Consider the following 16,060-nt stretch of genomic DNA (forward strand, 5'->3'; position numbering starts at 1 on the left):
ATCAGACTAACCCCTTGAAAATATATTATTTTCTATGGCAGCCCATACAACCAAGGTCGGTCATCTACAGGTGAACATTTTTAAAGACTTAAAGTCTAATGAACCTAAGAATCTATCCTCATTCAAGCTATAACAAGGATGTTGATATGCTGAATCGCAGTTGTTTTTCAGTTTTTTTCTATTGTAGTTTGCTCATGCTACTGCTGTTCACAGCTGTAGCCGAGGCATCTGGCAAGGGCTCAGTCTGCCTGCTGACAACACGAACCAATACAACTAGTGGACAACCTGAACTTTGTGTTGTCATGGTTTCAAACCCGTACACTTACCGGTACGAGTTGCCGAGTAGTGCAACACTTCCCAGCGAGGGAGGTTTGCACTTCAAGGCGGCTATCAGAGCAGCAAACTCACAGCTGGGACTCAAATTCGATCTCAACGACATCACTAACCTTAACCGCAGTTATACCTGGGGTGACGAAACAGTTTATGTCGTTGGTGATAAAACATGTCGTGAACTATTTCTTTTTGACGGCAAAAAAACACCGCTTCCGAGTTACACCTATCCAAATCAGTTTGACAAAGATGAACTGAGGCGCCTGACGCGAAATGTGCTTTGGGGATTCCGCAGCATTTCTGTGGAACTGGTACCTGTCAGATCTATCATCGATGGTATTACCGACTACCTCTCTGACAGCACTTCATCCTATATAGCAAACACTCATTTTCTATATGAGTCCGGCGGGCTGTACGGACGAAACTCTCACATGGTTGACCGGCAATTTATGGAGGTTATCTCTCACGCCTTTGTAAATGAATGTCCAACCTGTACTGCGAAGGGGATGTTTGAGCTGATGGATCAACCGGCTCAAAGATTCCAGCTTACACAACAACTGGCTTCTTTTTTCGGCTACCCACCGGAGTGGGGCGTTCCATCACCAACTGCCTCTGCAGGTCCACTGTCAGCATCATCTGAAGTACACCATGCACCGGTTGAAGGCTCATCCAACGGATATTTGTGCTTGCTGACGACTCGAAAAAATGCCCGGACAGGCCTGCCCGAAGTCTATGTTGTCATGATTCGAAACCCGGTCACTTACGACAGAGAACTGCCGGGAGGCGCTGTGCTTTACAGCGACGGAGGGCTTCATTTCAAAGCCGCAATCAGGGCTGCCAAAAAGCAGCTGGGGCTTGATTTTGATATCAGTGATCTTACCAATCTCAACCGCAGTTACACCTGGAATAATCAGACGGTGTATGTTGTTGGCGATGAAACCTGCCGCGACCTGTTTCTCTGTGACGGCAGCAAATTTCCTTCAGCCGGTTATACCTATCCCAAGAAGTGGGAGCCATCAGAACTGCGTCGTCAAATGCAGAGAGTTAACGGCAGCTCTGAGGATTTTGAGCTGGTTCCTCTGAACACGATTCTTGAAGGTATTCCTGAATACCTTGCATCTCCCCCGACCAGCTCGACGGTCGTACTGCTCGGCAGCAGCACAAGCTATACCTATGGCAGCTCTTATCTGGTAGCCAAAAAATTCATGGAAGTACTATCACATGCTTCCGTAAATGAGTGTCCACAATGTACCGCCACCGGTATGTTTGAAATAATGATTCAGCCGGCCAACCGAACACAATTCAGACAACAGCTGGCTCCGTATTTCGGTTACCCTTCTGAATGGAGCATACAGCCGGTTGCAACCGCTGTCGGCTCGACACCCACAGCTACAGCTTCGCTATCAACACCTGTTGCTGAGCAGGCAAAAAGTTACATCTGCCTCCTTACAACAACACCAAATGCTCTGACCAGAGAACCGGAAATCCAGGTTGTCATGGTCATGAACCACTCTTCTTGCGAATTTGAACTGCCGGGAGAAACATTGTCTGCCGCTGACAACGGGCTGCATTTTCTAGCGGCAATACGGGCAGCAAAGCAACAACTGGGGCTCGAGTTCAATATCAATGATATTACCAACCTGAACCGCAGTTACACCTGGAACAACCAGACTGTCTATGTCATTGGCGATAAAACCTGCCGAGACCTTTTTCTGTGTACAGGGAATAAGCTTCCTTCTGCAGATTATAACTACCCGGAAAAATGGAAAGAATCGGATCTTCGACGCCAGATGCAGAGATCTCTGGGTGTAGTACTCCCTTCTGTCAGACTGGTTTCACTGCGAACTATTCTCGATGGTGTTCAGGAGTATTTGTCAGACCCGCTTTCACCCGTCATGGAGTCAGTTTTTCTTCACGACAGACGTGGTTTAGGGTCAACCCAGATTGTTGACAAAAATTTCATCAATGTTCTGTCCCATGCCTGCATGATTGAATGTCCGGAGTGCACGGCTACCGGCATGTTTGAAATGATGAATACACCGGCAACACGAGCCAGTTTGAAGCAGCAACTGGCCGGGTATTTTGGATATCCGCCAGAGTGGGGTATCCCGGCACCAGGGCAACTGTTAAGCAGTCGCACAGAAACCTCTTCCGGGGCTTCCGCCAGGAGAAACATATCATCAGATGTCGATCCCGGTTTCGAGCTAGGCAATGAGCAGGAACAAGCCATGCATAGGTTTTTCAGTACCCTGTCACTGATGGACCCGGCTACATTGTTTCAAATTCCGGAGCCAAGCCCGACAACACCTTTTACTCCGACGGCAGCTACGGCTACGGCTACGGCTACGGCTACGGCTACGGCTACGGCTACGGCTACGGCTACGGCTACGGCTACAACAGTATCAAGCATCGAAAGTCCGGTATCAACAGCTGTCGTCAGCTATACCGAGCCTGATTCGAGCGGCTCGCCAGTCCGGCAGCCAACACAAACAATTGTACCTGTTGCATCCTCGTTACCCGACCTGGTTCCCGGTACTTCTTTACAGGTTTCACGATCAGCACGGTTAACGATTCATGCTGGCCGTGATCATAATGCCTACTGGCTGACTTCCGGTAAAAAAGCCCCGGCAAAAACAGACAGTACGCATGATATTGCCCCCTATTTCAAACTTTATAGTGACCTTGCTCCCGGCAATGCATCAGTTCCAGAGCGTGAACGTTACCAGAGGCTGCTGGCCAGAACCGTTGCCTTTATTGACTGTGGTATGTTGCCGGTTTCCGAATTAATTAATCGTCGAATCGCAGACCAGTCTGAGATCGGCCCCCTGCTCGAGGGAATAACCTCTTGCCGGGTAATGGTACACTGCCAGGCTGTACCATCCGGGGTAGAAATAGGCAAAGTCACCCTGCACCCGGGAACCTGGCTGAAAACGCCACGCTGCAGGGTTCAGGTAGGGCTTGAAGGCTGTTACTGTCCTTACGATATTCGCCTCAAAAGTAACAAGGCACCCTCTGGACTACTTTCAGATTCATTCCTCTATATCAATGACGCAGAAGATACCCTGCCACTTGTTGAGCAGGTCAACCCGACGATGGGTCCGTTCAGTATTCTCATGGGAAGTGCGCCCGGTGAAACCATTCGTGCGGTATCGGTCATTAAGGTCGATAACGGCCTGGCTGAACGTGGTTATGATGTTGTCCTGACCATCCACCGGCTGTACAACGAAACCCTCTCGGAAAGAACATGGGATAACTCCTGCCTGAGTGCAACTACCTTCCCCTGTCAGCTGGCTACTGTAGCCTGGGGTGGTACCGATACATCATTCACTCACCTTATCCAAGCAGGCTATGTTCTCGCTGCATATGGCCTTGACGCCAACGCTTATGACCGGTTTGACAACCTTGATCGTGGCAAGCTGGCAGTCAATTTTGGACTACTTCCTGAGATTTTTGACGGCGCGGGTTTACTCTCCTCTGAAGCAGAGCGAGATATTGCTCTGGAAAGCCTGCTGTGCCTGATCAGCAGTCCGGAAAGGGGAGGAATGATTGTGGACAGGATTGCAGCAGATACAACAACTGCTCCACACGGTGTGACTCCTTTACAAGGTTTGCTACAACCTTTGATCAACTACCGTCAGACGGGTGACTTTACCCGGCCTTTCGATCTGATGTCATTACTCAGAACTCTTACCGATGCCGGAGAGATTGGGCTACCGGAAGGAGGCAATCGGAAACTATGCAGCAAATTTGAAGGCCACCTGCGTGAGCAGGGAGCAGATCTACCGATGCTGTATCTGTATATCGAGAACTATATTCGCTTTCTGGCTTCTGATGATGAACAAAACATGATGGGAGGTTACGGTCCATTCCAGGATTTCAACCCTCTGGCTGAAGGTGAAAACTTCGAGATATCAGAACGACGTAAATCCATTCACATGGGAATGCTATGTAACCGCATCTCCTATATGCAGCTTGTTGCCCTGGACAGGGTCAATAACCTGGCTGAACTCAACAGAAAGTTTGAGGCCTACTGCACTATTCACGAAGACTATGAAACCTGGATGAGGGGTGAGGTCAGCCGGCGCTTTTCTCATTACTACAGCCTGGATAATGCTGCCCGCAGTATAAAACGTGACGAATATGCCGTTATGACTATCAATAAAATCCAGACAACGATTCCAGAATTGATTACTACAGGAAAGCTAAACGCTGCTCAGCTGGCAACATTTAATCAGTATATTGAGCAAGATGAGCCTCAAGCCGCTATTGAACTGATGCGAGAGTATCTGGGTTCGAGATGGGTCACAATTCTCAGAATCTAAAACAATGTTCAGCATTCATCTTTTGCTCAGCATACTGCAGGGTCCCGGTATCCGCCGGGGCCTCTTTCCTGTTGATTAACAGCTTATCCAGCTATTGACCGCTCCCTTTTAGCATCGTGAGGATGGGTATTTCCCTCATCCGACTTGCTGCGACTTAAGTCTATAGAACACTTTGGCATATCTGTAGTCCAACATTACACGAGTATATCCAGGCTTAGCCTGATCTGGTCTCGTCATGATATGACAAGGAAGTTGATATGTTGAAACTAGTAAGAAACATCGTTATCAGTGCTCTACTACTGATAGCAGCCACAGTACAAGCCTCTCCGGGCAAAGGTTTTGTCTTCCTGCTCACGACGCAGGATGATTTCTGGAGCGGGAGAACCGAGCTTCAGGTTGTGATGGTGACCAACCCCGAAACATACTCTCTTGAATTGCCCGGAGGAGACATTCTGCCCGGTGACGGGGGTTTACATTTCTCTCCGGCTTTACGTGCAGCTACAGAGCAGCTGGGCCTTAAGTTTGATATCAACGATCTTACCAACCTCAACCGCAGCTACACCTGGGATAATAAAACAGTTTATTTTATTGGCGATGAAACCTGTCGTGACCTGTTTCTACTGGCTAACAGCAGAACGCCTGCTGAAGGTTATCGCTACCCTCAGCAATTTAACCTGTTTACCCTGCTGCAGGAACAAAACCGTCGAGCAGTAGTTGCCGGCGTTGAAATGGTTCCGCTACGACTTATTATTTCTGGTTTAGCCAGTTACCAACCTGATAACAGCAGAACCGACCCAGGAGCCTGTTACCATGTAGAAGATCCCGAAGTTTATGGCAAGAGCTATATCCTTGCTGATGAATTCATGAGTATGCTCTCCAGGGCCAGGTTGATCGAATGCCCTGAGTGTTCCGCTTCCGGCATGCTTGAAATTATGAGTACTCCTGAGAACCGGGCCCAGTTCAGACAACAGCTGGCCCATTATTTTGAATATCCTCCTGAGTGGGGTGTTGTTGCCTCGAATATTTGCTCTACAGCGACATTAGCCTCACTGGATCAGGTAATCACAACATCAGTTGCTCCATCAATAGACACACCAATAGCTTCATCAATAACGACATCAATAGCTCCACCAATATTTCAGGCAGCATCGATATCATCAACGGCCAGTATCTATAGTCAGGATAGTGATCATTCAGCAGCATTACCTGTGTCGGTGTCTACGCGACCTGATGTGATCTCCCCATCATTATTGACACTACCTGATCTGGTTCCCCCTTCGCCTCTCAGGGTAACCAGGACCAAGACGCTGGTTGTTCATGCCGGTCGCGACAATACCACCTACTGGTTAACATCCGGGGCCAAACCACCCGCAAAAACTGATAGCGGGCACGATATTGCCCCCTACTTCCAGCTATTTGATAAAGAGAAAGTTGTGCACGCAGATCGAGATTCGGGATTCACAACAACTCGGCACAAAGAAATCGAATCCCGAACAATAGCATTTGTAGACTGCGGTATTATGTCCGTAGAAGAGCTGATTAACAGCCGTGTCGCAAACCAGCCTGAAGTGATGGCATTACTTAATGGCATTAAATCCTGCCGGGTAATGATACACGTTCAGACAGCCCCCAACGATGCCGTTATACATAAAGCCTCCCTGCACCCGGGAAGTTGGCTGGCGACAGATCGTTGCAGACTTCAGGTGGGACTGGAGGGTCTATATGTCCCTCATAATATCCCGTTAAAATCCAGTAGAAGTCAGCCCGGGCAACTATCTGATTCATTTGTATATATGAGTGCGGCGACTGATGGTCTGCCTGAGGTTCAAAGCTGTATTGATAGCACCGCCCTGATGGACTTCCAGTTGAGAAGCAGCACAAGTGAAGTGATTACGGCGGTTTCTGTAATAAAAACAGACACCGGCCTTAAAGATCGGGGTTACGATGTTGTCCTGACCCTTCATCGCCTCTACAGCAGTGAATTAGCGAGCCGGCAAAATCAAGGCATATGTACTAATGCAGAGACATTTCCTTTGGCCCCTTATGGTGTTGATTGGGGCGGTTACCTGAGATCCCAGCATCTGGATCAGTGCAAACTAGTGACACCTATACCTATACTGCCTGAAATTTTTGCCAGTAGCCAAGCACTCCGGCTCAGCACCGAGAATGACACTTCACTGGACAGCCTGCTGGCCCTGATTTGCAGTGATGAGAAAAAGGGCGAGATTGTTGTTGCCATCGAAGATGAGGAAGAAGATGAAGTCGATTTGCCTCCGTTACAACGGTTGTTAAAGCCTTTGATTAAATACCGGATGGCTGGCGATTTTAGCCAACCTTTTGATATTAAATCACTGTTAACGGCGCTCACCGATGAAGGAGAAATTGGATTACCGACTGGTGGAGACCAAAAACTGTGCAGCAAGTTCGCAGGACATCTGCGGGAGCGGGGCGCCGACTTTAAGATGCTGCATCTGTATCTCGAGAATTATATTCGATTCCTGGCCTCTGACGATGAAAAAAACATGGTGGGTGGGTATGGCCCGTTCCAGGATTTCAACCCACTGGCTGTGGATGAAAACTTCGAGATTTCAGAACGACGCAAGGGCATTCATATGGGTATGCTTTGTAACTGCATCTCTCAGATGCAACTTATAGCTCTGGATAGCGTCAATGACTTGGCCGAGCTCAACAGGAAGTATGAGTTCTACCGCAAAATTCATTCTAGTTATAGAGTCTGGATAGATAGAACGGCCCGTGGACACTTTGCCGGGTTCGACGGAATGGACTCTGCGGAACGAAGTAATAAACGCACAGAGTGTGCCGAGATGATGATCAGAACAATCCAGGACAAAATGCCTCAACTGCTATCGTCTGGCTCTCTGGATGATCAACAAATGTCGACATTTAATCGATATCTCAGAGAGAACGAACCTCAAGCCGCCATTGAGCTTATGAGGGAGTACCTGGGAGAGGACTGGACAAGAATTCTTGGAATATAAGCAGCCTCCGGCATATAAAACCACCCCGGCATTAAGCCGGGGTTCCTTTCTTCTGAATAAACAATTTATCCAGCTATCAACTGTTCCCCATAAACGTCTTTAAGCCTGATATTTGTCTCCCCCGTTTTGACTTGCTGCGACTTATGTCGTATGGAGCGCTTTGCCAAAGTTTTGGTCTAATATCACACGATAATGTTCCGGCCTAACCTCACAGGACTCCTCATGACATAACAAGGATGTTGATATGTTGAAGTTCATAAGAAACATTGTTATCACCGGTTTACTGTTGATAACAGCCACAGCACAAGCCTCTCCGGGTAAAGGTTTTGTTTTCCTGCTGTCAACACAGGCTCATTACCTTACCGGACGAACAGAGCTTCAGGTTGTTATGGTCACCAACCCTGAAACCGGGTCTCTTGAATTGCCCGGCGGTGAGATTCTGCCGGGTGACGGAGGGTTACATTTCTCCCCGGCAATACGAGCAGCGGCGGAACAACTGGGCCTCAAACTAGGTATCAGCGATATCACCAACCTTAACCGCAGCTACACCTGGGATAACAAAACTGTCTATTTCGTTGGCGATGAAACCTGTCGCGACCTGTTTCTTCTGGATGGCAGAAGAACACCTACTGAGGGTTACTATTACCCATGGCAGTTTGATCGGTATACGTTAATGCAGGAACAATCCCGACGAGCAGTAGTCGGCGAAGTCGAAATGGTTCCACTGCGACTGATTATTTCAGGACTGGCCAGTTACCAGCCTGATAGTTCCAGAACCGGTCCGGGAGCCTTCTATCACATCGATGATCCTGACGTTTATGGCAAGAGCTATATCCTTGCCGACGAGTTTATGTATATGCTGTCCCAGGCCAAGTTGATCGAGTGCCCTCAATGTACTGCTTCCGGCATGCTTGAACTTATGAGCGCGCCCTACAATCGGGCCCAATGCAAACAGCAGCTGGCACACTATTTTGGATATCCACCCGAGTGGGGGATTGCTGCACCAACAAGTTACTCGATAGTTACAGCAAGTACCTCTGACTCAGGAAGTACACAGGAAGCAGTAACAACAACATCATCGACTGAACTGCCCCCTGTCCTTCCTTTTCAGGCAAAACCCCTGGTTTCAGCTATCGAACTCCGCAGCCGTAGGGCCAGCCAGTCATTTACACCGTCTTCTGTTTCATCCCGGCCTGATGTGGTATCACCAGCACTACCTGACCTGGCACCACCTGCTGCGCTTAAGGTAAGCAAAGCCCAGTCACTGGTTGTCCATGCCGGACGCGACGATAAAAGCTATTGGTTAACATCCGGAAACAAACCACCGGCAAAGACCGATAGCGGGCATGATATTGCCCCCTATTTCCGGCTATTCGATAAAGAGAAGGTTGTGCATGTAGATCGAGATTCAGGATTCACAACAACTCATCACAAGGAAATTGAATCCCGAACAATAGCATTTGTTGACTGCGGTATTATGTCCGTAGCAGAACTGATTAACAGTCATATCGCCAACCAACCCGAAGTGATGGCACTACTACAGGGAATTCACTCGTGCCGGGTAATGATACATGCTCAGACCGTTCCCGACGGAACTGTCGTACATAAGGCCTCCCTTCACCCGGGCAGCTGGCTGGCCACAAATCGGTGCAGACTTGAGGTAGGACTGGAGGGTCAGTATTCCCCTCATAATATCCCGTTAAAATCCAGTAAAAGTCAGTCCGGGCAGCTCTCTGATTCCTTTGTTTACATGAGTGCGGCTACTGATGGCCTGCCTGAGATTCGAAGCTGTCTTGATGACACTGCCCTGATGGACTTCCAGTTGAGAAGCAGCTCAAGTGAAGTGATTACTGCGGTTTCTGTAATAAAAACAGACACTGGCCGTAAAGATCGGGGTTACGATGTTGTTCTGACCCTTCATCGTCTCTACAGCAGTGAAGTCGCAAGCCGGCGAGATCAGGATTCCTGCCTCAGTGCAGCGACATTTCCTTGCCAGATTGCATCTGTCGCCTGGGGAGACACCGATACTGCGGTGACACACCTTATGAACGCATCATATAAGCTGGCCTCTTATGATCATGAATGGGGAGGTATTTTGAGATTTCAACGCTTGGACCAGGGCACACTGCTGACCCCCTTAACCAAACTGCCAGAAATTTTTACCGGTAGCGGATTGTTTGAGCTGAGTACCGAGCGTGATTCTTCATTAGACAGCCTGTTGACTCTGGCCTGCAGTGAGGAGAGAAAGGGCGAAATTGTTGTTGCCATCGAGGACGAGGAAGAAGATGAAGTCGCCATGCCCCCGTTACAACGGCTGTTAAAGCCCTTGATTAAATACCGGATGGCAGGCGATTTTAGCCAGCCCTTTGATATTAAATCACTCTTAGCTGAGCTAGCCGCTGAAGGAGAAATTGGACTGCCAGCAGGAGGGGATCAAAAACTCTGCAGCAAGTTTGAAAGTCATCTGCGGGATCGAGGCACTGATATCAAGATGCTTCACGTCTATCTCGAGAATTATATTCGCTTCCTGGCCTCTGACGATGAAAAAAACATGGTGGGAGGATATGGGCCATTCCAGGATTTTAACCCACTGGCTGTGGATGAGAATTTCGATATTTCAGAACGACGTAAATCCATTCATTTGGGAATGCTCTGTGACTGTATCTCTCAGATGCAGCTTATTGCTTTGGACAGCGTTAATGACCTGGCCGAACTCAACAGGAGGTATAATGCTTACTGCAGAATCCATTCTGGTTATCAGGTTTGGATAGAAAGAGCTGCCAGTAAACACTTTGCTGGATACGGAGGAATGGACGATGCAGAACAAAGCAACAAACGCACACATTTTGCCGAGATGACGATCATAAAAATTCAGGGAAAAGTGCCTCAACTGCTATCGTCCGGCACTCTCGATGATCAACAAATATCAACATTTAATCGATATATCAGAGAGAATGAACCTCAGGCCGCCATTGAATTGATGAGAGAGTACCTGGGGCTGGACTGGACAAGAATACTTGAAATATAAGCAATCTCTACCAAATAAATACACCCCGGCATTATGCCGGGTGTTTTATTGATATCGCTATTGGCTCAATTCCTTCTGTCGCAATTTAACCCATTGAAAATTATAATATGCTCTCATCTATTATCGGCGGAATCAGGGAGTTTCTGTCATGACCGAGATTGATAAACTGGCCTGGCTTAATATTCAGCACCACCGGGTACTGGCGGTTCGTTCCAGGGGCAAGGAGCTGTATTACATTCCCGGCGGCAAACGTGAAGCCGGCGAAACCGATGAGCAGGCTTTGACGCGGGAAATCAGGGAAGAGCTGTCGGTCGATCTGCAACAGGACACCCTGCACTACTACGATACCTTTCGTGCCCAAGCTGATGGCAAGCCGATGGGAACCGAAGTCAAAATTACCTGTTACAAGGCAGAGCATACCGGCGAACTGGCCACTGATTCCGAGATCGAGGAAATGCGCTGGCTGAGTTACAGTGACCGGGACAAGTGTTCTCTGGTGGTACAGATTATTCTGGATCAGTTAAAACAGCAGCAACTGATTCACTAACCCGCCACAAACAGACCTGGCAGCCTGTTCCAGTTTCAGGCTGCCAATCTCCCCTCTCTCAATGGCTCAATAAGGATTCAGCTCTTAAACTAAATCGCGGTCACTCTATCCATCGAGGTTGCTGACCGTGTTCTGGCGAGCCGTTTCCATCTGTCATTCGCTGTCCTTGCTGTTACCCTGCGTTCTCAGCCTGTTGCTCTTGTGTGCTCACTTGCCGGCTGAAAGTGTTGATGGTGATCCTTATCTGCCTTCAAGAGACCTGCTGCGTCAGCGGCTGGATTCCCTCCAGGGCAAAGAGTTGTTACCCGAAGAAAAAGAACTGCAGGTTCAGCTGCGCCAGACGCTGTATTTTCTTGAGCAAATCGAAGAGACCAATAATGAACTGGAAACCTATACCAGTGAACTCGAAAGCGTCGATTCCGAGAAACAGAAGTTACAAAAACAGGTTGACCGTTTCAAGGAAACTGAAGATCTGACAATTCTGAAGAAGTTCCACAACAAGGATTTGCCAACCCTTGAAGCTACCTACCACGAACTGGAATCAGAACAGGCCGCACTGCAGGAACAGCTGGCCAAAACCAACGGGCGCCTCTCGCAGGAACAGTCACGCCCGGAAGCCAGTCAGGAACATCTGGATACCAATAAAAAGCGGGAAGCGCTGCTCAAGGCCAAACTGAAAGAGCTGACTTCTGCTGCCGGAAGTGATCAACTGAGTGAAGCCAGGCAGGACAATATTTCTGCCGAACTGGCCTTTCTGACGCGCTCCGATGTGTTGCTGCAGCAACAGGCCAGAGGCAGCAGTACCCTGATCGCAAAGTTTCTGGTGCAGCGTGATCTGGTACACAAACAACTGCAGCAGTCTACTCGTGAACTGCAAGTGGTTCAGGGGCTGATCAACCGCAAGCGCAAGGCTGCCAGTGAAGCTGTACTCAGCATGTTTACCAAAGAATCAGAATCCGGTGAAAACCCGGCCATCAAGGAGTCTGTGGCCGATAATATTCAGCTGAGCCTCGATCTGCTGCAGGTGACCGACTATCTGACAGAGATTGGCACTGAACTTCGACAGGCCACCAGTCAGCTCACCATTCTGCAAGATATCCAGCACTCCCTGACGCTGGATATCAGCCCGTTAAGCAATATGCCCGATCTGGCAGCCATGCTGCAGGAACAGAAAGCCGCACTACCCAAAATCCGGGTCAATCCAAAAATTCAGGAAATTATCAGCCGCTACCAGCTGAAACAGTTCAGCTATACCAACGAATTAAGAAATATCAGCGCCTCGGGCTATCAGCAAACATGGCTGCAGGAGCTGGATTACAGCGGTCAGTTATCCAAAGAGGAACAGACCCGGCTGAAGCAGCTGTTTGATGCCCGCAAAAAAGTCCTGACCGGGCTGGTAGCCAATATCGGTAACCTGCTCAGTCAGGCGACAACGCTGAAGGCCAAACAGGATCAGCTGATGAGTAACCGGCAGTCACTGGAAAAACTGTTGAACCAGCGACTGTTCTGGCTTGCCAGTAATCGTCCATTGTCATTCAGACAGACGGTTCATATATTCCCAACCATTAAAGAGGCAACGGGTCAGTTATATCAGTCGTTTCAGTCTGCTGATGTTATGCTGCACCTCAAAGAGCAACGCAAACTGCTGGTCGGGGTCGCGCTTGTTATCTGCTATCTGTTATGGCGCAAACGAAAATGGCAGTTGATCGAGCGCAAACTGGGTTCATGTGCCGGTAATGTGATTCGCGACAATTACTATGTCACGCCTTACGCCCTGCTGATCTCTGCCCTTCAGGTCTTACCGTTACCATTATTGATATACACCCTGGGCCGGACACTGGAACAAACTGCAGCCGACGCCATGCCGCTGGAGCTGCTCGGGGATAACCTTTCAGCTGTCGGTGTCGTCTGGTTTATTTCGCTGTTCGGACGACATCTGTTACAACCCAACGGGCTGGTAAAAAAGCATTTTTCATGGGCACCTGATAATCCCGAAAAACTACGCCAACTTGCCCGCTATCTCCATTACGTGTTGATCAGCCTTACCTTCCTGCTGATCTGGCCAGACGACTGGCAGGTTGACGCAGACCAGAGTGCCCGAATGATACTGTTCGCGGTGCTGCTGCTATGTCAGAGTGCTATCGCAGCCAGTATCGTGCTCCAGCCCTGGGCCAGAAAATACTCACGGCCGGTATGGGGGGCAGTACTGTTTGCTGCGGTGATATTGCCACTGGGAATGATGGTTCTGGTTACCCTGGGTTACTTCTATACCGCTACCCTGCTGGAATTCGAATTAATCAGTGCCTTTTTACTGGTGTTCTGCTGGGCCCTGCTGCGGGGAATCATTCTGCGCATCATGCATGTTGCTGCCGAGCGACTGGCACTCAAGCGTTACAGAGAGCGGCTGGCAGCACTTCATGACGACTCTGTCGAGCCGGTACTGGTCGAGCGAATGGATATGAATCAGGTGGAAGCACAGTCATTGCGACTGGTGAATGCGGCGATGATTGTGCTGTTCTGCGTGATGTTCTATTTGTTCTGGCAGGATATGATCGAGCAGTTCACTTATCAAGACCACTATGTACTGTGGCAGTATGCCGCTGACGCCGGCAATGAAAGAATCAATGTCGATATCATGACGCTGCTTTCTGCCCTGTTTGTTACCGTCGCCACGGTATTACTGGTACGCAATATACCTGGACTGCTTGAAGTCACCCTTCTTAACCGCCTGTCGTACAGCCCGGGCAGTGGTTTTGCCCTGACCCGGATCTCAGTTTATCTGATCGCAAGTATTGGTACAGCGATCGTGCTGTCAATGCTGGGGGTCAGCTGGAGCAAGCTGCAGTGGCTGGTTGCCGCGATGGGGCTGGGTATCAGTTTTGGATTGCAGGAAGTCTTTGCCAACTTCTTTTCCGGCCTTGTCATTCTGTTCGAACGCCCGGTGCGGCTGGGTGACACCATTACCGTCGCCGGTGAAACCGGCAGTGTACAGAAAATCCAGATGCGGGCGACGACTATTCAGGACTGGGATCGCAAGGAAATCATTATTCCCAATAAAATACTGATTACCGAAAAGCTGGTGAACTGGTCACTGAGTAATTCCGTTATCCGGGTGTTGGTCCATATTGCAGTACCTCATCGGGTTGACCCGGAAACTGTCCGTTCCACCCTGTTCGATATCATACAAACTCGTGGTCATATTCTGCGGGACCCGAAGCCGGAGGTATTCCTGATCAGTCAGGGATTGAATGCGCAGGAGTTTGAACTGCAAGTCTATGTGGCTCAGACCAGCGAACGGCTATTGGTAAAAGATGCATTGAACCGGGAGATCTTCAGGAAATTCACCGAACTGGGAATTCCATTGGCCAGGCAGACCGGTGATTTGCGGGTTGAAATAACCGAAGAGATAAAAGACAAAACCCCTGCCTGAAGACTCAGGCAGGGGTTTTAATAAACTGACTTTCAATGCAAAGACCGAAGTCAGTCAAGATCAAGTCTGCAAACGATTTTACATTGCAGCTGCAAAGATTGCAGTGATCTCTTCAGCAGTTGCCTGCTTCGGGTTGGTCAGGCCGCAAGCGTCCTTCAGGGCGTTTTCAGTCAGGGTCGGGAAGTCTTCTTCCTTCACACCCAGCTGCTTCAGACCCGCCGGAATATCGATGCGGGCAGACAGTTCCTTGATCAGTTCAACCGCCTTGGCAGCACCTTCTTCAGCAGTCATACCAGTGATGTCGGCACCCAGGGCAACAGCGACGTCAGCCAGACGCTGCGGGCAAACCTGAGCGTTGTAGCTCTGAACGTGCGGCAGCAGAACCGCGTTGCAAACACCGTGTGGCAGGTCGTAGAAACCACCCAGCTGGTGCGCCATTGCGTGAACGTAACCCAGGCTGGCGTTGTTGAAGGCCATACCGGCCAGCAGCTGAGCGTAAGCCATGGCTTCACGGGCTTCCATGCTCTGACCATCTTTAACGGCAGTTTCCAGGTTGTCGCGGATCAGTTCGATTGCCTTGATCGCGCAGCAGTCAGTCACCGGAGTGGCGATTGTGGAAACGTAAGCTTCAACGGCGTGAGTCAGGGCGTCCATACCGGTTGCAGCGGTCAGACCCTTCGGCATGCCGGTCATCAGCTCAGGATCGTTCACAGACATCAGCGGGGTGGTGTTCTTGTCAACAATCGCCATCTTCACGTGACGCTCTTCGTCAGTGATGATGCAGAAACGGGTGATTTCAGAAGCAGTACCGGCAGTTGTGTTAATCGCTACCAGCGGGAACTGAGGCTTGGCAGAAACGTCAACACCTTCGTAGTCACGGATGTTGCCACCGTTGGCTGCAACCAGAGCAACACCTTTGGCGCAGTCGTGCGGAGAACCGCCACCCAGGGAGATAACGAAGTCACAGTCGTTTTCCTGCAGCAGTTTCAGACCGGCTTCAACGTTGCCACAAGTCGGGTTAGGCTGAGTGCCGTCGAATACGACAGATTCGATGCCCTGCTCGCCCAGTTTTTCAGCTACGGAACCTACCAGACCGATCTGGTTCAGAACCGCGTCGGTAACAATCAGGGCTTTTTTGAAACCCAGCTTGGCAATATCGGTAATGGAAGATTCAACACAGCCCTGACCCATCTGGTTCACGGCAGGCATAAAGAATTTCATGGCAGACATAACAGACTCCATAACGAGATTTTAAATTCGATTCACTGCTGAATGCAGAAAATCATGAAGAAGCTTTGGTTTAGATACTAGGCTCAGTTATGGCGGGAGTTATTGATTTGGATCAAGCGTTAATTATTCAAAAAATAACGGTCATAATTAAAACAAAAAGAGTACATTTATTTA

6 protein-coding genes are annotated in these 16,060 nt (G+C 49.3%); 5 read left to right on the forward strand and 1 reads right to left on the reverse strand.

Annotated features, from left to right (window positions below):
• The first annotated feature begins 194 nt into the window (after nt 1–194).
• The 5 genes from ACYZZ0_RS04450 to ACYZZ0_RS04470 all read left to right on the forward strand — a co-directional run bounded on the left by ACYZZ0_RS04450 (nt 195) and on the right by ACYZZ0_RS04470 (nt 14,656).
• The gene (locus ACYZZ0_RS04450; RefSeq protein ID WP_461535375.1) at nt 195–4,652 is read left to right on the forward strand and encodes a hypothetical protein; all 4,458 of its coding nucleotides are present in this window, start codon (nt 195–197) and stop codon (nt 4,650–4,652) included.
• Between the two features lie 257 nt (nt 4,653–4,909).
• Nucleotides 4,910–7,651 (forward strand): hypothetical protein, encoded by a 2,742-nt coding sequence (locus ACYZZ0_RS04455; RefSeq protein WP_461535376.1) that lies wholly within the window; start codon nt 4,910–4,912, stop codon nt 7,649–7,651.
• 244 nt (nt 7,652–7,895) lie between these two features.
• Complete coding sequence (locus ACYZZ0_RS04460; RefSeq protein WP_461535377.1) at nt 7,896–10,679, forward strand: hypothetical protein; 2,784 nt, start codon at nt 7,896–7,898, stop codon at nt 10,677–10,679.
• A gap of 148 nt (nt 10,680–10,827) precedes the next feature.
• The gene (locus ACYZZ0_RS04465) at nt 10,828–11,226 is read left to right on the forward strand and encodes an NUDIX hydrolase (protein WP_461535378.1); all 399 of its coding nucleotides are present in this window, start codon (nt 10,828–10,830) and stop codon (nt 11,224–11,226) included.
• Nucleotides 11,227–11,353: 127 nt separating this feature from the next.
• Entirely contained in the window at nt 11,354–14,656 is a 3,303-nt protein-coding gene (locus tag ACYZZ0_RS04470; protein WP_461535379.1) for a mechanosensitive ion channel domain-containing protein, read from the forward strand.
• Between the two features lie 78 nt (nt 14,657–14,734).
• Here ACYZZ0_RS04470 and yiaY read toward each other — a convergent pair whose 3' ends face one another.
• Nucleotides 14,735–15,886 carry an L-threonine dehydrogenase gene (yiaY, locus tag ACYZZ0_RS04475; protein WP_461535380.1) on the reverse strand — a complete coding sequence of 384 codons (1,152 nt, stop codon included), beginning with the start codon at nt 15,884–15,886 and terminating at the stop codon, nt 14,735–14,737.
• Nucleotides 15,887–16,060 lie beyond the last annotated feature (174 nt).

The organism is Spongorhabdus nitratireducens (assembly GCA_947387575.1).
Classification (GTDB): Bacteria; Pseudomonadota; Gammaproteobacteria; order Pseudomonadales; family Endozoicomonadaceae; genus CANDOC01.